14 protein-coding genes are annotated in these 17,484 nt (G+C 45.4%); 3 read left to right on the top strand and 11 right to left on the bottom strand.

All coding sequences use genetic code 11. The features are described 5' to 3' along the window. Positions 1–83: 83 nt before the first annotated feature. Entirely contained in the window at positions 84–1,142 is a 1,059-nt protein-coding gene (locus LRM50_RS04010) for a hypothetical protein (RefSeq protein WP_243809978.1), read from the bottom strand. Between the two features lie 235 nt (positions 1,143–1,377). Here LRM50_RS04010 and LRM50_RS04005 point away from each other — a divergent pair, with 235 nt between their 5' ends. Next, positions 1,378–2,961 carry an alpha-glucosidase gene (locus LRM50_RS04005; protein WP_243809977.1) on the top strand — a complete coding sequence of 528 codons (1,584 nt, stop codon included), beginning with the start codon at positions 1,378–1,380 and terminating at the stop codon, positions 2,959–2,961. A gap of 16 nt (positions 2,962–2,977) precedes the next feature. Here the strand turns inward: LRM50_RS04005 and LRM50_RS04000 are convergent, their stop codons facing one another. Next, positions 2,978–3,292, bottom strand: a complete 315-nt coding sequence (locus LRM50_RS04000) for a hypothetical protein (protein ID WP_243809976.1) — start codon at positions 3,290–3,292, stop codon at positions 2,978–2,980. A 157-nt stretch (positions 3,293–3,449) separates the two neighbouring features. On the opposite strand from LRM50_RS04000, the gene LRM50_RS03995 reads away from it, so the two are divergent. Then, the gene (locus tag LRM50_RS03995) at positions 3,450–3,668 is read left to right on the top strand and encodes a hypothetical protein (RefSeq protein WP_243809975.1); all 219 of its coding nucleotides are present in this window, start codon (positions 3,450–3,452) and stop codon (positions 3,666–3,668) included. Between the two features lie 71 nt (positions 3,669–3,739). On the opposite strand, the gene rsmD is transcribed toward LRM50_RS03995, so the two are convergent. The 5 genes from rsmD to tyrS are packed head-to-tail and all read right to left on the bottom strand — an operon-like array spanning position 3,740 to position 9,125. Beyond that, complete coding sequence (gene rsmD, locus LRM50_RS03990) at positions 3,740–4,288, bottom strand: 16S rRNA (guanine(966)-N(2))-methyltransferase RsmD (protein WP_243809974.1); 549 nt, start codon at positions 4,286–4,288, stop codon at positions 3,740–3,742. Beyond that, positions 4,278–5,102: a phospholipase C/P1 nuclease family protein gene (locus tag LRM50_RS03985; protein WP_243809973.1), complete on the bottom strand. Its 825-nt coding sequence runs from the start codon at positions 5,100–5,102 to the stop codon at positions 4,278–4,280. Before LRM50_RS03985 ends, rsmD begins: the two co-directional genes overlap by 11 nt. Before the next feature lies 1 nt (position 5,103). After that, a complete protein-coding gene (gene recG, locus LRM50_RS03980; RefSeq protein WP_243809972.1) occupies positions 5,104–7,146 on the bottom strand; it encodes an ATP-dependent DNA helicase RecG in 2,043 nt (680 codons plus the stop codon). Beyond that, positions 7,147–7,902 (bottom strand): HAD-IIB family hydrolase, encoded by a 756-nt coding sequence (locus LRM50_RS03975; RefSeq protein WP_243809971.1) that lies wholly within the window; start codon positions 7,900–7,902, stop codon positions 7,147–7,149. It abuts the gene before it with no gap. Further along, the gene (tyrS, locus tag LRM50_RS03970; RefSeq protein WP_243809970.1) at positions 7,902–9,125 is read right to left on the bottom strand and encodes a tyrosine--tRNA ligase; all 1,224 of its coding nucleotides are present in this window, start codon (positions 9,123–9,125) and stop codon (positions 7,902–7,904) included. The genes LRM50_RS03975 and tyrS overlap by 1 nt, the downstream gene beginning before the upstream one ends. 74 nt (positions 9,126–9,199) lie before the next feature. Between tyrS and LRM50_RS03965 the strand changes: the two genes are divergently transcribed. Beyond that, on the top strand, positions 9,200–11,860 hold the full coding sequence (locus tag LRM50_RS03965; RefSeq protein WP_243809969.1) for a transglycosylase domain-containing protein: 2,661 nt from the start codon (positions 9,200–9,202) through the stop codon (positions 11,858–11,860). Between the two features lie 5 nt (positions 11,861–11,865). On the opposite strand, the gene LRM50_RS03960 is transcribed toward LRM50_RS03965, so the two are convergent. The 4 genes from LRM50_RS03960 to LRM50_RS03945 are packed head-to-tail and all read right to left on the bottom strand — an operon-like array spanning position 11,866 to position 17,453. After that, the gene (locus tag LRM50_RS03960) at positions 11,866–12,672 is read right to left on the bottom strand and encodes a PIN/TRAM domain-containing protein (RefSeq protein WP_243809968.1); all 807 of its coding nucleotides are present in this window, start codon (positions 12,670–12,672) and stop codon (positions 11,866–11,868) included. Between the two features lie 11 nt (positions 12,673–12,683). Further along, entirely contained in the window at positions 12,684–14,033 is a 1,350-nt protein-coding gene (gene radA, locus LRM50_RS03955; RefSeq protein ID WP_243809967.1) for a DNA repair protein RadA, read from the bottom strand. Continuing rightward, on the bottom strand, positions 14,033–15,013 hold the full coding sequence (locus LRM50_RS03950) for a GumC domain-containing protein (protein WP_243809966.1): 981 nt from the start codon (positions 15,011–15,013) through the stop codon (positions 14,033–14,035). The genes radA and LRM50_RS03950 overlap by 1 nt, the downstream gene beginning before the upstream one ends. Continuing rightward, positions 14,997–17,453, bottom strand: coding sequence for an ATP-dependent Clp protease ATP-binding subunit (locus LRM50_RS03945; protein ID WP_243809965.1), 2,457 nt, complete (start codon positions 17,451–17,453; stop codon positions 14,997–14,999). The genes LRM50_RS03950 and LRM50_RS03945 overlap by 17 nt, the downstream gene beginning before the upstream one ends. Positions 17,454–17,484 lie beyond the last annotated feature (31 nt).

Here is a 17,484-nt window from a genome sequence, read left to right as displayed (position 1 = left end):
TCGTATAACCGTGTTCAATAGGAGCACCGAGGGCGTCGCCAATAGCTAAGCCGAGGAGAGACGCTTGGAGATGCGGTCGGGATTTATTTGTCATCTTGTGGTTCGCTTGTACTTGTCTTTGTAATTCTAACCAAATTTAATATTTTTATTAGTATGTATAGTAAGATAACGACAGATGTGTCATTACACTCTTTTATAGATATAGAGCCGTGTGCTGTTCTGTGCCTTAATTTTGGCCCGAAGTTATTATACAGAAGATAATCAATCATCCTGCAAAAATTCTCACCCCATACATTAGTAAACGACTCCGAAGTTATGTTGTTTGTACCTAATGATATATCTCTGGATGTAATCCTGCCTCTATCCTGCGCTACAACATCAATGCCTAATCGTCTTGATAGTGATATAATTAACCCTTCTATTGTTGGTGACAAAATGTGCACTGCTGCTATATTATCGCCGACAATAAAATGATTGACAAACGCAGACTGTAGCTTGACACACTCCTCACTACCAAGAATTCCCTTAGATAATACATAGTCCATCATCGTTACATTATTCAAGTCTTTTTCCAGGCGAAGTTTTTGAAAGACACCGGCAATCTCGTAGATATAGACCTGCATCTCAAGGTCATAATGGTGATATGTCCAATAGTTTTCTTCGTCATCATCACTTATCAGGTGACCCTCGCCGTCTATCACTGTATGATTTGCAATTATGGAAGTAAGGGGCAGGTGCTCACTTGCATGTTTAGCTATCTCCCCATAATTTGGGACCAATCTGGACAGGCGAGCAAGATAATCTAGACATTCATTCAGCGTGTCGAAACTCGTGCACTTTTTTATCACCAGACATATCTCGTCATTTACTACTTTCTGTATATCAGCTGATATAAGGGGTAGCGTTTGAGTGAGCTCGCTAGCGGATAGCTGCCTATATTTCAAAGCTTTTGCCTTTAGCTCTTTTATTTTCTTACTATCTCCTGCCGCTGTATAGTATCGAAGTGCTGCATTCGCATAGGCAGCCGCCCTTGCATAGCTTCTATTTTCCTGGCTCGACAGCTCCTCTTTTAGGCGTACCTCTTGCTCCCTGCCCAGACGCAAGAGCCTGTCCTTCTTGCCCTCTACACTCGTCTTACTCATGTCTTTTATTATAACTCTCCAGTAATATGTAAGTCTGTTGAGGAATATAATTCAGTGTCTCCTCTCATATATCGTACATACTCAATGCGGAGAATATCCTCCCACCTACAGATCTCAGCCTCTATTTCGTGTAAACATTCTATATCACCCCGCACCAATTGAAATTAGACATGTCCAGTTAATCTGGGTATTTTTATTATTGGTATTTTACGCACATCTCGCTTATACTTAAATCATGAAAACCTGGCAAGATGTCGCCTCTCTTTATCAAATTTATCCGCGCAGTTTTCTAGATACGAATGGCGATGGAATTGGCGATTTGAACGGCATTACCGAGAAGCTGGATTATTTATCATGGCTGGGCATCAATTCGATTTGGATTTCCCCATTCTTCGTATCGCCGCTGACTGACTTTGGCTATGATATCGCAAATTATCGAGCAATCGATCCGACTTTCGGAAAAATGCACGATTTTCAGACGCTTCTTAAAAAAGCCCACGATCTCGATATTAAAGTTATGATTGACCTCGTTCCCTGCCACACTTCAGACCAACATCCGTGGTTTCAAGAATCCAGATCTTCGCGTGATAATCCCAAGCGCGATTACTATATTTGGCGCGACGGAAAAAATAATAGCGAGCCTAACAATTGGCGAAGCTTGTCTGGTGGCAGTTCGTGGGAATTTGACGAGCTCGCTGGGCAATTTTACCTGCATTCGTTCTTAAAAACGCAGCCAGATCTGAATTGGGACAATCCCGCAGTGCGTGCTGAAATGAAAAACATAGTGCGATTTTGGTTTGATATGGGCGTTGATGGAATGCGCGTCGATGCAATTTGGGGAATCTCCAAAGATCCCGACTTTAAAGACGATTCTCCAAATTCTGATTTTTATGGCAATCCAAACGATTACGGAGCGTTTATTCACGACCACTGTAAAATGGGACCGCATTTTCAGGAATATTTGCGAGAATTGGCGTCAGTCTGCGATGAATATGACGACAAGCAAATGGTGTTTGAATTTTATCCCGACGATAAGCTGGGCGATATTTATCATCAATACAGCCAAATCCTAACGACCCATCCAAAAGCCTCGGCGTTTTTTATGGAATATCGCGACAACGAATGGCATGCTAAAAATATTGAGAAAAAAATCGAAAATTATTTGCAATCAGCGAACTCAACCACGTCATTTTTCTGTATCGGAAATCACGATCAGCCGCGAGTCGCCTCCAGATTGGGCGAAGAACGTGCCCGCGCTCTCAGCTTCTTAAATCTCCTCACTCCAGGAATTAGCGTAGTGTATTACGGCGACGAAATTGGCATGACAAACGGAGAATTGACCGCTAATGACATTCGAGATAATTTTAGTCCCGCCAATTCTGTTGTTGATAGCCGAGATTTGGAACGCACGCCAATGCAATGGAATGATTCGCAATTTGCAGGCTTTTCAAGTGCAAAACCTTGGCTTCCTATTAATGATAATCACACGAAGATTAACGTTGATAGTGAAAAAACCGCAAACGATTCTTTGCTTAATATGCACCGAAGACTACTAAAATTGCGCCAAATTCTCCCAATTCTTAAAAATGGCAGTTTGAGCATCGTGCAAAACACTGGCAACGGCTTTATTCTCGGATTAAAAAGAGAGCTGGCCGGTCAACGTGCTTACATTTTCATCAATTTCGCAGACGAGAAACAAAGCTTCTCCATTCCAGAAAGCGCCAAGATTATCACCTCGACTCACTCTGTCAATTTAATTACCGCAGAAAATCTCCAAATGACAATTCCAGGATATTGCGGAGTTTTACTTATTGCCTAGCAACAAAAACATTCAACTAGAACACTATCCCCGTTTCCGTGTTGCACTCCTCTATGGGATAGAGACCCGCGCATCCAGTCGCCAACCTAGCCATTTCCTCTTTAGTTTTCTTATTGTCGGCAGCCTTGGTGAGAGCTTCCAAGTCTGAATAGTAATCATCAAGAACATCTGGGTAGCTATTTTGACTAGATTTTGTCGTATCGTTTTCTAACTCCTCGTCACCAACCTTACTAGCTTCCCCATAAGTACCGAAGCCATCCAGATTATCGTTCAATATTACTCGTTGCGAATTTGTGTTTGTTCCACCTGGTAAACAATCAATACACGGCATTTTTCTACATTCCTCCTCTTTTTACTTTGTCTATAAACCATTATACGACACCACCAGATGTAGTGGTAGAGTTAACTTCATGACACCATTAAACGAAACAGCTCCGTCATCAGCTTGCCGCTTGCATTAATAGAATAATTATTATAAAATATAAACAATGGAAATCAATAGAAGAGAAGTCTGTGACGCAAAAGGAGAAGGAGCCTTACTGGAGGCCTTATTGATGGAAGAATTGCTAAAACTACATTCAGATATAGTCGAGCAATTACGAGCAAGAAAACTAAGCGTAGATGAGGCAACTTCCATGCTTGAAGATATAAATAGTGAATTGCGACGACGTACGGAAAGCGCATCTAAATACACAGTGGCTCTATAGCCGTAAAAACCCAGAAATTTTGCTATACAACAAAAATCGTCCTGACAAGCATCAGAACGACCTATAAGAATTTAATTTTCCAATCGTAGGAACTTGGTGAGGTGCGCCTCCCCATAACTACGACTGTCCACCACAACAGTTTTGTCTTGAACTGGCACCTCACCTATTCCTGGATGTGATAATATCATAGTTCCACCCGGTTTGAGTAGTCTCATTAGCTTAGAAACTGTGGAAAACTGCGGATTGTGGTACGGCGGATCGGCAAAAATAATATCGAACTCCCCTGTTGAACTCGCACTTTCTAGCCAATTTACTATCGTTGTTTTTATTACAATAGATTTTTCTTCGACCCCCAAAATGCTTATGTTTTCAGCAATTACTCGCTGAGCGACTCGATCTCGCTCCACAAAAACCGCCGATTCCGCGCCGCGACTTAACGCCTCTAGTCCAACAGCACCAGACCCCGCAAAAGCATCCAAAACCCGCGCGCCGCGTATTGATTCACCCAAAGAATTGAACATAGCTGAGCGCACTCGCTCGCCCATAGGATGCGTCGTTGAGCCAGGCGGAGTTTTTATAAATCGTCCGCCAAATTCGCCAGAGATAATCCTAACTCTCACTTTTTTCCGCCTCGAGATTCCAGACAGACGCCAGCCAGCCCAACATCACCGACTTTATAATAATCGGCATTAGCTCGTGATTTGTTTGCCAAGCAAGATCCGTCGTCCAGCCGCTCTTGCTAAAATTGTCATACATTTTCATCGATGCCACGGCGTGAACTTGGTCCAAATAATACTCACGATAGCCGTGATTTTTCACCTGCAATATCTCATCGTCACTCGGAATTGCATCCTTAAAACGCGGATACGACACCACGCTAGCCACGCCAGCCTCAAACGCCACGTGCGTCGTCATCATACCTTTGGCGCCCCAGAATTTCCAGTTGTTCTTAATCAGTTCAATTCCGTTATCGCCCTTCATGAGATTTTTCTTCAAAATTGAGGTTCGCGTCTCCAACCCTTCACCGCCGCGAAGTTCCGCCATAGCTTGTTCCAGAGGAAAATGATGAGCCGGAGTCAAACCATCGGTAATCGCATGCGCCATCCACGCCGCCTCAAACGCTGCTCGCTCGGAATTATTTGTTCGCAGTGCTCGGGCTAAATTGCCAATATGTCCGTCAATCATCTCCAAAAGTGCAGTGTCATTTGGATCGTCCGGATTTATAAAATGCCACGGTTCATCCACGGCTGGACTTTTTCGCTTGACGCCATCAGGACCATTCTTGCCCTCAAAATGAAGAATGTTTTTAATATCAGGAAAATCGCACCAATCAGGAAGAATCGGTTTTATATTTCTCCTTGCGACTCGATCTATTTTTTGGTGGACGCCAATAAATCGACCAGAGCCATCCCTAATTGTTGTTCCTGCGTACATATTAATTTAAAACAGTTAATCGCTGATAGCGACTGACGGCGTGCGCCAGATGATTATATTGTAGCAAATCTTGCCCCTCTTTGACAAAGCGTTCAGCTTCGGTTTGAGCGCGAGCAATTAGCGCCGTATCCGCCAGCGAGGCAATTTTCAAGTTCAAATCCCCATGCTGCATTTTGCCGTAAATCTCGCCAGGTCCACGCAATTTCAAATCAACCTCCGCCAAATAAAACCCATCCTGCGATTTCTCAATCTCCCGAAGTCGTTGGCTTGGCTTATCGTGACCGCTCATCATCAAATGACAAAAACTCTGATGTTTCCCACGCCCAACTCGTCCGCGCAATTGATGCAACTGACTCAATCCAAAATTATCCGCATTCTCAATTAGCATCACTGTCGCATTCGGCACATTCACACCAACCTCAACCACAGTCGTACTCACCAACATATCCAGTTCGCCGTCCGCAAATTTCTGCATCACTTCAGCTTTTTCTTCGACAGGAAGCTTTCCGTGTAACAACCCAACTCGACGATGGTTGAAAATAGTTTTAGACAATTTATTATATTCCGCCTCCACCGATTTCTTATCATTATCTGGATTATCATCAATCAACGGACAAATAACGTAAGCTTGGCGACCTTTGGCTAACTCATTTTCAATCGATTTGTAAAGCTTCGGAGCTGATGCTGGCGACCAAATCTTAGTCTGAATTGGCTGACGACCAGAGGGCAACTCGTCCAAAATGGAAATGTCCAATTCTCCGTACAATGTCAGCGCCAAGCTGCGCGGAATTGGCGTGGCGGTCATACTTAAAAGATGCGGCATAAAATCAGACTTTTCCAACAAAGCTTGTCGTTGCTTTACGCCAAATCGATGTTGTTCGTCAATCACTGCGAAACCTAATTTATGATACGCAACCTTTTCCTGAATTAGCGCGTGAGTACCAACCACAACATCAATGTTACCAATAGCCAAATTGTCCAACAATTGACTGCGCGCCGCACCTTTCACGTGGCCCGTCAGAAGCGCGACAGACACACCAAATGGCGACAATAGCTCGTCAAGCGTCTTCGCATGTTGCTGCGCCAAAATCTCCGTCGGCGCCATAATTGCCGTCTGAAAACCGGCCTTCGCCACTTCCGCCGCCACCAATCCCGCAACGACAGTTTTTCCCGAGCCAACATCTCCTTGCAATAACCGATTCATCGGATGGTCAGACTCCAAATCTTGCAGAATTTGCCACGCAGCTCGACGCTGAGCATTCGTCAAAGGAAACGGCAATTGATCAACGAAACTCTTCACGACCGACTTATTGAACGGAATCTTCCAGCCTGTTAATCTGGTTTGTTCTTGCTTATTAAATTGTGCCGCCAATATCATCTCGAACAACTCCTCAAACGCCAGGCGCTCACGACCGCGGGAAATTTCCTCGTGAGTTTTTGGCGCGTGAAGAAATTTAACCGCCTCAGATCGACTAACCAATTTTTGGCGCCGAATAATGTTTTCTGGCAAAGTCTCAGGCAAAAAATCCATAATTGGACGAATATTTTTCATCAAATCTTGCACGGTTTTTGGACGGATATTTTTAATCGACTTATAAACTGGCTGAATTCCAGAATTATTTTCCGCAGCAGTTTTGGCAATTTCTTTCGCCAGCTCGACGGACGGATTATTGATTTGATAGCGATTATATTGCATACCAAATTGACCAGAAAAAATAAATTCCGCATCAGATTTTAATTGCGTTTCGCGGTACGGCTGATTGAACCAAACCGCCTTAACTTTGCCTGATTTATCCGCCAAAACTGCGGTCGTGATTCTAAGTCCGCGCCGAACAATACGCGTCGAAACCGACTCGCAGCGCGCCTTAACCGTAACTTTTCCCGGCTGAAGATCTGCAATATTAACCGCGGTTGAATAGTCGTCATATGCTCGCGGTAAGAAATCCAAAGCGTCAGAAATCGTTTTAAGACCAGCCGCCGCTAGAGCCTGAACAGTTTTCGGTCCTACGCCTTTAATTTGCTCGAGAGGAGTTGCTAGTTTCATCTACGAAACGGCGTTGATGCCTTCCAGAGCGTAAGCCGTATCTTCCCAACCTCTCACGCCGATTGAATCTACGCCCATTTGCTTAACTGGAAAATCATTGCCACCTTCTTCAATTTTGTCACCAAAGAACAGTGTTTCTCCTTTTGACCAGCCATTCAGTTCAAGCAACCTGCCAATTCCATAAGCCTTATCGATTCCCGGAAGCGTGATGTCAGTGCTGGTCGTACCACCAATTCGCACCTCAAGTCCAGGCAACTTCTCCGCCACCTTGTCGCGATATATCGGACGAACATCCTTATATTTTTCAGCCCACGCATATTTATCTTCAGGTGTAGCCTGCTGCCCCAAAGCCGACATAGTAATCTGGCTATGTCGATCTTCAATTATTTCGCCCGCAGGGTTCTCGCACCAAATGCCCATTTCCTTCGCTACTTCTTCCAATGCCGCGGTTATCTGAGTTTTTTGCTCGTCAGACAAATCATTCGCATACTGAATTTTCCATTCATCATCGGCGGAGTCAAATCGATAATATCGAGTACCGCAAGTCGGCATCGCGTGAAACTTCTGAAGCGACTCCGGAGTAACGTTCAACCTATCAATCACCTGCTTCTTTATCTGTTGAAACGTGCCGCCCGTAATCACGCAAACGTCATAGTTCTCAAGCAATCGACTAAGAATCTCCGCCATACGGTCGCTAATTGGCGATTTTGTAATTGCTAACGTATCGTCCAAGTCAAAACCGATAATTCTTTTCATTATTCATTTTCCCCCATAATTAGCACAAATGTATTTTTGCCTTTTTTCAGCAGCGATGTGGCGTTGACGACTTTATTTTCGGCAAGTTTTTCGCCGTTTAGGCTAATGGCGCCAGATTTTAACAATCGCTTCGCTTCGCCGTTAGAGCCGACTGCACCAGATTCTACCAACGCTCCAATCACATCAATTCCAGCATCAACGCAAGGAATTTCCTCAGCCAAAGCGCCTAAATCATCGTCTGACAATTTCTTAAAATCGCCACCACCGAATAAAACTTCGTTCACACGCTCAACAGATTCACGACGCGCGCTACCGTGAACAATGTCAGTAACTTCACGAGCCAAAACCTTCTGAGCCGAACGAGCACCAGGATTTACAGCATGATTTTCAGCAATAGCTTCAATCGTATCGCGGTCTAGCGTAGTGTACATCTTCATATAGTCGATTACACCGTCATCATCAACATTTAGCCAGAATTGATAAAACTTATATACGCTGGTTTTATTTTCATCAAGCCAAATTGCACCGCCTTCAGACTTACCAAACTTACGGCCAGTTGCTTTATTGATGACCAACGGCACTGAGTAAACGTGCGCTTCGCCGCCCTCTAGCTTGCGGATAAGGCTAACGCCAGTCGTCGAGTTTCCCCACTGATCAGCGCCGCACACCTGTAGCGTAACACCGTGCTCTCGGAATAAGTGCAAGAAGTCATAGCCCTGCATTAATGAGTAGCTAAACTCAGCATAACTAATACCGCTGCCGCCCTCGCCGATGCGCGATTGGACAAACTCGCGATCAAGCAGCTGTGTCATTGACATATATTTACCAACTTTATATAAGAAATCGATATAGTTTATATTACGAAACCAATCAGCGTTATTAACAAGATGAAAGTCACGCCCCTCAAAAACGCGCCTGTACTGCGCCGAGATGCACTCCACGTTATGCGCCACCGTGTCAGCATTGCGGATTTCACGCTCGTCTTTCCTGCCGTCCGGATCACCAATCATACCAGTAGCCCCGCCTACTAGCAGATAAGCTTCGTGACCATATTCCATAAATAGCCGCACCATCATTGCTGCTGCTAAATTACCAATCTGCATACTATCAGCGCTTGGGTCAACGCCAAAATAGAACTTGCGCGGCGTATCAACCTTGCTAATATCGTCGAATGTCATTTGATTGACAAATCCGCGCCATTGTAATTCTTCTGATAATTTCATATCACTCCTTTTCTATATAACTAGTATAGCAATTTTACAATTGAAGCGAAACATATGCGTGATATAATAGAATTGTGAAGAAAAAGACTACGATAAGCACCGCCGGACACGGCTCAAGCGATAAGAAATCTCCGTCGAAACGGATGAACTTATATGCCAATTTGGCGCAGAAACATAAGACTAAAAAAGACAAGGACGCGCGCGAACGAGCGGAATATTTGGCGACTTTGCCGAAACATCCCGTAAAGCGATTCTTTTATCGATTACACCCAAAGCGACTAGCGAAATATTGGTTCTCCAAGCGCGGCGGACTGATGGCGCTGAAAATTCTTGGCGTCAGTATTTTGTTGATGTTGCTACTTATCGGCGGAATGTTCGCTTACTTCCGCAAGGATCTCGATAAAATTCGCCCTGGTGAACTTGCTAAGCGTGTTCAGACGACCGTTACTAAATATTACGACCGTAATGATAATTTACTTTGGGAAGATAAAGGCACGGGCAATTATCAATTGGTTGTCGAATCTGACCAGATTAGCGACTATTTGAAAAAAGCCACTGTCGCAATTGAGGACCGAAACTTCTATAATCACCACGGCATCAGTCTTAGCGGTATGTTGCGCGCAATGCTCTCAACTGCTTCACGACGCCAAGTTCAGGGTGGATCGACTCTGACACAGCAGCTAGTCAAACAAGTCTTCTTCGCAGATGAGGCTGGCGACCGATCGATTAGCGGTATTCCTCGAAAGATCAAGGAAATCATCCTCGCAATTGAAGTCGAGCGCATGTATAGCAAAGACCAAATTCTGTCATTATATCTGAATGAATCTCCGTACGGCGGTCGTCGTAACGGCGCAGAGTCTGCCGCTCAAACATACTTTGGTAAGCACGCTAAAGATCTGACGCTAGCGGAAGCGGCGCTAATTGCTGGTATTCCACAGAATCCGACTTACTACAATCCATATAACACCGCTGGAAATAAAGCTTTGATTGCCCGACAACATACAGTTTTGGATTACATGGCTGAGCAAGGTGTTATTACCAAGGACGAGGCTGAAAAAGCTAAAAAGATTGACATTTTAAGCACGCTTAAGCCACAGACCGAGCACTTGGAGAATATTAAGGCTCCTCACTTCCTATTGATGGTTCGCAATCAGTTAAGTAAAGAGCTTGGCGAATCAGTAGTTGGACGCGGTGGATTGACAATTAAAACCACCCTTGACTGGCGAATTCAGGAGAAACTTGAAAATGAGATGAAGTCGTTCTTTGCAACGGGTCGACCAGATTCTGTGCGAATTAGTAACGGCGCCGCAACAGTCGAAGATGTTCAGACTGGACAAATCGTAGCACTTGTTGGTAGCCGTGACTTTAATTACACTGGCTTCGGTCAGGACAACGCCGCAGTTTCCTATATCCAGCCAGGTTCCACGATTAAGTCGCTTGTCTTTGCTCAATTATTCGACAAACACGACAGCAAGCAAGCATACGGCAGTGGCACAGTCTTAGCCGATGAAAACATTGATAAACTGTACGGCGCGACTCTGAGAAACTGGGACAATAAGTTTATGGGTGCCATCAATATTCGAAGAGCACTAGCCCTATCCCGAAACGTCCCAGCCATTAAAGCCGCTTACATCGTTGGCGACGGATCCGCTAAGCCTGTCGTCGAGGGAATCCGCAGGATGGGCGATCCTAACTATTGCCGTCAGGAAGAAAATGCCGGTGGTTACGGACTCGGTGCGGCAATCGGCGCATGTGGAACCAAACAGACAGAATTGGTGAACGCCTACTCAACATTGGCGCGAATGGGAGTCCAAAAAGACATTTCAAGTGTTATTGAAGTAAAGAACAGCCAAGGCGAAACTCTGAAAAAATGGAAAGATGAAGGCAAGCAAGTTGTCGATTCTCAATCAGCATACATTGTGAACGACATCTTGTCCGACCGAACTCCTGGACTTCACGGCTGGATGGGTGTCAATGGCGTTCGAACCTCTGCAAAGACCGGTACATCGGACAAAGGCTCGCAGCCAAAAGACCTCTGGATTATCAACTACAGCCCAGCTCTAGTCATGGGAATGTGGCTCGGAAACTCCGACACCAGCGTGATTGGTACATCAGCTTCTAACTACGGAATGCCGGTGATTAGAAAGGTTATGGAGTTCGCCCACACCCAAGTTTACGCCAAGGAAGGCAAATGGAAGTCAGGTCAATGGTATGAGCGACCAAGCGGAATCCAGACTGTCAACGGTGAGCTCTATCCATCATGGTGGAATAAAAGACAAAGTCAATCTACAGAGAAAATTACCTTCGATAAAGTCTCTAAGAAAAAGGCAACAAACTGTACTCCGGATGGCGCAAAGGAAGAGATTGAAGTGACAAAGATTATTGATCCTTTGACTAAGAAAGAATCAATCACCGTTCCTTCAGGCTACGACGCGAACGCAGAAGATGACGTTCACAAGTGCGACGACACTAAACCGCAAATTGGAGCAATATCATACACCAACAGCGGTAAGAAATATACGATAAATGTTGATATTACAGCAGGAACTTGGGGCTTATCGGCAATCGAAATTACCGTGGACGGAAAGAGTATTAAAAGTTCAGAAATTACTTCAAGCGGCAAGCAGACCGCTACGGTAGAGCTTGATACGACAGGAGCACACACAGTTTCTGTGACCGTAAGAGACTCTGCATATTACACCGCTACTTCAACCGGCAGCATTCAAGTTCACTAAATAAACTATTGTTTATTTACTAAATTAATCAGCTCAGCCTCGTGTTGAGCTGATGTTTTTGAGCGACCGTTTGTGCGCTTTTTAGGGACGCTGGTCTTCTGCTTTACAGGTTTTTTCTGTTCAACCACAAGCTTCGCAAACATCATTTTTCCAGCGTCGGTCTGCAAGCTTCGGATGATCTCAATCTTCTTCGTTTGCCCAATGTAGCGCTTGGCGTTCTCAACAACCACCATCGTTCCATCTTTCAAATAGCCAACTGCCTGATGAGAATCTTGCCCCTTTTGCGACAGCTCCAAATCCAGCTCGTCACCAGGTAAATAACTCATCCTCAAACTTTTCGCCAGCTCATTGATATTCAAAACCTTAACGCCGTCAACTTGTGCCACCTTATTCAAATTATAATCAAGCGTCAATACTGCCGCATCCATCTCCTTCGCCAATTTCAGTAAGCGCGAATCCACACCTTCAGGCACGCGAATATTATCGTCATATAGCTCAAAAGAAGACTTCAAAATATCCTTGAGCTCCTTCACGACATCCATGCCGAATCGCGCCCTTTCACGCTTGTCGTGGTCTGCGCCGTCGGCTAATAATTGCAATTCTGTCAATACACTCCTCGGCACAATAATTTTTCCCAGCAGAAATCCAGTCTTCGCTAGCTCAGTCACTCGCCCATCCATGAGTACTGACGTGTCGACCAAAATCGGCGCCGCGCCCACAGATGAATTTCGTCGCGGTTTCGCCAAGAAATAAACCTCAGCCGCCAAGCCAAGTAGCATCGTAATTATTATCAATCCGTAAAAATCTTTCATTTTTTCCCTTTCTATTGTAAATAGTCAATTAGCGCCTGTCGCATATCACTGACGCCTTTTATAAATTTATCTTTATGAACTTTTGGCGCAATCGCATAAGTGAAGCCCAGCTTCTTCGCCTCTTTAATTCGAGCTTGCCAATTCGTCGCCGAGCGAACCTCGCCACCCAAACCAATCTCGCCAAACACTACGGCGCCTTCATCCAGACTTCGCCCAGCGCTAGCGCTAGCAATCGCCATCGCCACAGCCAAATCAGCAGCTGGATCATTTAGTTTCAGACCACCAACCACATTGACATAAATATCTTTGTCCGCCAATTTCAACTTTGTTCGCTTCTCCAGAACCGCCACCAACAGATTCAATCGATTCAAATCAAAACCACTCGCCGTGCGCTTAGGATAGCCAAAATTCGTCGGATTAACTAGCGCCTGAATTTCCACCAAAAGCGGACGTGCGCCTTCCATGGTCGCCAGCACAATTGACCCATCCAGATTCTGACGCTCCGCCAGGAGTTCCGCCGACGGATTCTTCACGATTCTTAATCCCTGCTCGTCCATCTCAAAAATAGCCGCTTCGTTAGTCGAACCATATCGATTCTTCTGCGCACGAACGACTCGAAAACCGCCATATCGATCGCCCTCAAAATTCAGTACAACGTCCACCAAATGTTCCAATATCTTCGGACCAGCAATCGAACCCTCTTTAGTAACGTGACCAACCAAAATCACCGCCGTGCCCGAAGCTTTGGCGGCACGAATAATTACATTTGACGAGTTGGTAATCTGACTAACCGACCCCGGAGCCGAGGAAATCTCGCTAAGAGAAATTGTCTGAACCGAATCGACAATCGCCAGATCGTATCCGCCTTGCTGAATTGACGCCGCAATATCTTCCGCGCTATTACTGGACGCCAGCTGCATTTTTTCCGAATCAGCCGCACCCAAACGCTCCGCACGAAGCTTCACTTGAGAAACCGACTCCTCGCCGCTTACATATAACACCGATTTTGTCTTGGCGATATGTGCCGCAACTTGCGCGAGCAATGTACTTTTCCCAATTCCTGGCTGACCCGCTACCAGCACCACGCCGCCAACCAGAAAACCACCACCCAAAACAGTGTCCAAATCGTCAATTCCCGTGCTTAATCTTTCTAGCCCAGACTCAGAGGCAGCTTCACGAATGCTAGACGTTTTCAAGGCTTTGCCGCGCCCAGCTGATTTGTCAACAACGGATGACCCGCCAGAAGAAACGACCTGCTCGACTAGCGAATTCCATTCCCCGCAATTTTCACACCTGCCAGCCCACTTTGAAAATCTAGCTCCGCACTGCTGACAAACAAATTGACTTCTAGCTTTCGCCATTATTTCGCCCCCTCCAAACTATCCAAACTTTTATTCAATTCATCAATTTGCACACCCAATTCCCTGAGCCGCAAAACATCGGAATTGTAAGAATTGATCTCAGAATTCAAATTGACACGCCTTTCGTTCAACTCCGAGAGTTCCGCCTTCAGAGCTTGGCGTTGACTATAAAAATCACTCTGCGACAAGAATCCGCCACTAATGCCCGCTCGCCGATTAAAGTCCGCCACGCGACTATTATAATCCGCCAAATCAGTCGAATACTGTGATAATTCTCTGTTCAATTTTTCCTTTCGAACCTTCAACGACTCGCTCAATTTCTGCGCTTCATTTTCTCTGGACTCAAATTTTTCTTGATATTGCGCGTGCAATTTCACGACTTCGGATCTATCAGTAAAATATCGTCGATAATATTCTTCCAGCTCATCGCCCAAATTGGCAAATTCCGTCCCTAAAATTGAGTGCAGCTCGTTAGCTCTTGTTCCGGGTTGCGCACGATCATAATACTCCATCCGCTCGGACAATTTCTTATTTTTCACATTATTATAAGCCTGCTCCAAAAGCTCGCTCAAATGAGATTTTTCCGATGCACTCAACCTTTCCCAAGCAGCGTGCAACATCTCATGTGCTGCCGTCACTTCTTTCACGCCATCAAGCTCAGAATTGGTCACGTTATAAATATAAATATCCCTAGATGACGGATTATAACAACCCAAAATCGCATTTCCCTTTTCCACACGGCGACAATCTTCGTTAAACTCATTTGCAGATTTAATCTGCGGATTAGAAACATAGAACATTTTTCTGCCAATATCCGACATCTTTACGCGATCAGCAATAGCGACAATTTCCGCACTCGGCTTATATTGCCACAGCGTAATCTCGTCAATAATTTGCTGACGATTCATCATCATAAAAATCGCAACAGAAAGTATAATTATCGGCGTGAGGACACTGAATATTTTACGCACGATTGACATTAATCACCACCTTATCATTATCAATTTTAGCCTCCAGCGTGTCGCCAGGTTTTGCTTTATTGGACAATAAAACATCGCTCAGCGGATCCGCCAGCTCCGACTGAATTGTTCGTCTTAAAACTCGCACGCCGCGCTGCTCGTCAAATCCCCGATCAATCAACCAACGCTTCGCCGAAGAAGTAATATCAAGCTTCATTCCATGTTGAGCGACAGCCTTGATCAAATCAGACGCGAGATTGTCAAAAATCTTTCGCACGATCGAACGAGAGAGTGGCTTAAATGTAATCACGTTATCAAATCGACCAATCAATTCTGGACGCAAAAATTCCTCAAGCTCACGCAGAGCGGCACGCGAATTTTTCTCGTGACGATTTTCGCTAGCCAACTTTTTCTGCCCAGGCGCGCCAAATCCCAGCTCCGAATCCTGAATCATTTGCTCGGCGCCGACGTTGCTCGTCAATATGACAATCGTCTGCCGAAAACTCACCGTTCGTCCGTGAGAATCGCTCAACTTGCCGTCCTCCAGAATTTGCAAAAGCAAATTCAGAACGTCAGGATGCGCCTTTTCAATTTCATCGAACAACACCACGCTATACGGTCGACGACGAACTTTATCCGTCAATTTCCCGCCATCTTCATAGCCAACATAACCAGCCGGCGCACCGACAAGACGACTAGCCGTGTGACGCTCGGAAAACTCGCTCATGTCAATTTTAATCAAACTATCATCGCCGCCAAAAACTTCCCGCGCCAGAACTCGCGCCAATTCCGTCTTACCAACTCCAGTCGGACCCAGAAAGATAAACGACCCAAGCGGCCCACTCTGACGATTTAGTCCAGCTTTATTGCGGCGAATCGCGCGCGCCAGTTGCTCAATTGCTTCATTCTGCCCAAGAACGCTCTGGCTCAGTCGTTTTTCCAGGCGAATCAAATCTTTCATCTGATTCAACGATAATCTGTCAATCGGAATATTCGTCATCGCCGAAACCGCTCGACGCAAATATTCATCGGTCAATACCGGCTCATCACTGGCTTCATCTTTCAGTGCTTCGGCTTGCAATTCCAATTGTCTCATTTGCATCTTAAATTCTGCGGCTTTTTCATAATCCTCAGCTTCGACCGCGGCATCAATTTTTCCAGCCAATCGCTTAATTTGGCGAGCCAATTTATCCTTACGCGACAATTTTATTGGCGAGCTAGACTTCAACAAACTCGCCGCCTCGTCAATCACGTCGATCGCTTTATCTGGCAAAAATCGCTCCGTTACGTAACGCTGGCTCAAATCCACCGCCTCAGTCAGCATTTCGTCAGGAATTTGAACTTGATGATGCTTAGCTAATTTTCCTCTCAAACCGCGCATCATCTCCACCGCCTCTTCTGGCGATGGCTCATTGATCGTCACCGACTGGAAGCGCCGTGACAACGCAGCATCTTTTTCGATATGTTTTCGATATTCATCAAACGTCGTCGCGCCAATTAATCGCACCTCGCCTCGCGACAACGCTGGCTTCAATACATTCGCCGCGTCCATCGAGCCTTCAGCCGAACCAGCGCCAACCAACAGATGCAACTCGTCAATAAACAAAATAACTTCTTGATGTTTTTTGGCGACCGCCAGAACTTTTTGCAATCGCTCCTCAAATTGCCCGCGATATTTCGTCCCAGCAATCATCGCCGTCAAATCCAATTGAAAAAGTCGCTTACCCTTCAAAAATTCGGGAACTTTATTACCAGCAATCCTTTGCGCCAATCCTTCAACTACCGCAGTTTTACCGACGCCAGGTTCGCCAATTAGCGCTGGATTATTCTTACTTCGCCGACCTAAAATCGTGATCATTCGCTGAATTTCCGACGCTCGACCAATCACCGGATCCAAAAATCCTTCGCTAGCACGCCGCGTCAAATCGACACCGAATTTCTCCAAAACTCGCAAATCGCCAGAATTTTTACTTGCCGTACCGTGCTCACTCTGCAGAGATTCAAACTGCTGTTTATCAAACACATCTTCCAAACTTCCGCGCAGATTGTCAATGTCAACGTTCATATCCCGCAGCAATTTAGTCGCTCGCGCCTCGTGCTGCTGCAGCATTCCATAAACAATGTGTTCTGTGCCAATTTTTTCCTGCCCAAATTCAACCGCCAATTGCCAAGCAATTCTTATCAATTCAACAACTTCGGCGCTCAAACCCTTACTTACAATAGTAATCACCAGCGGCTTTGCGGTCAGGTTCAACGCCATTTCCGCACGATCCAAAGTTACGCCGTTTTCAGCCAAAATCTTTGCGCCTAGCGACGAATTTTGCGCCAACACACCAAGCAAAATATGCTCCGTGCCGACATATTCACTCCCCTCATTATGCGCCAGAAAACCAGCCCGCCCCAAACTGGCCCGAGCCGTTTCCGTCAGCCGAGGTTCTAATTCAGAAAAATCTTCTGACATATCGCCCTCCTTTCGTTTTCGGCGATTTACA

The organism is Candidatus Nanosynbacter sp. TM7-053, from assembly GCF_022828375.1.
In the GTDB taxonomy this organism is placed as follows: Bacteria; Patescibacteriota; Saccharimonadia; order Saccharimonadales; family Saccharimonadaceae; genus Nanosynbacter.
This window is presented reverse-complemented; position numbering and strand designations above follow the sequence as displayed.

Coding starts and splice junctions, on each gene's coding strand:
- LRM50_RS03985 (WP_243809973.1), bottom strand. CDS start 5,102: ATGTACGCAGGAACAACAATTAGGGATGGCTCTGGTCGATTTATTGGC.
- LRM50_RS03960 (WP_243809968.1), bottom strand. CDS start 12,672: ATGAAAGATTTTTACGGATTGATAATAATTACGATGCTACTTGGCTTG.
- recG (WP_243809972.1), bottom strand. CDS start 7,146: ATGAAACTAGCAACTCCTCTCGAGCAAATTAAAGGCGTAGGACCGAAA.
- tyrS (WP_243809970.1), bottom strand. CDS start 9,125: ATGAAATTATCAGAAGAATTACAATGGCGCGGATTTGTCAATCAAATG.
- LRM50_RS03945 (WP_243809965.1), bottom strand. CDS start 17,453: ATGTCAGAAGATTTTTCTGAATTAGAACCTCGGCTGACGGAAACGGCT.
- LRM50_RS03950 (WP_243809966.1), bottom strand. CDS start 15,013: ATGTCAATCGTGCGTAAAATATTCAGTGTCCTCACGCCGATAATTATA.
- LRM50_RS04005 (WP_243809977.1), top strand. CDS start 1,378: ATGAAAACCTGGCAAGATGTCGCCTCTCTTTATCAAATTTATCCGCGC.
- LRM50_RS03975 (WP_243809971.1), bottom strand. CDS start 7,902: ATGAAAAGAATTATCGGTTTTGACTTGGACGATACGTTAGCAATTACA.
- LRM50_RS04010 (WP_243809978.1), bottom strand. CDS start 1,142: ATGAGTAAGACGAGTGTAGAGGGCAAGAAGGACAGGCTCTTGCGTCTG.
- LRM50_RS04000 (WP_243809976.1), bottom strand. CDS start 3,292: ATGCCGTGTATTGATTGTTTACCAGGTGGAACAAACACAAATTCGCAA.
- LRM50_RS03995 (WP_243809975.1), top strand. CDS start 3,450: ATGGAAATCAATAGAAGAGAAGTCTGTGACGCAAAAGGAGAAGGAGCC.
- radA (WP_243809967.1), bottom strand. CDS start 14,033: ATGGCGAAAGCTAGAAGTCAATTTGTTTGTCAGCAGTGCGGAGCTAGA.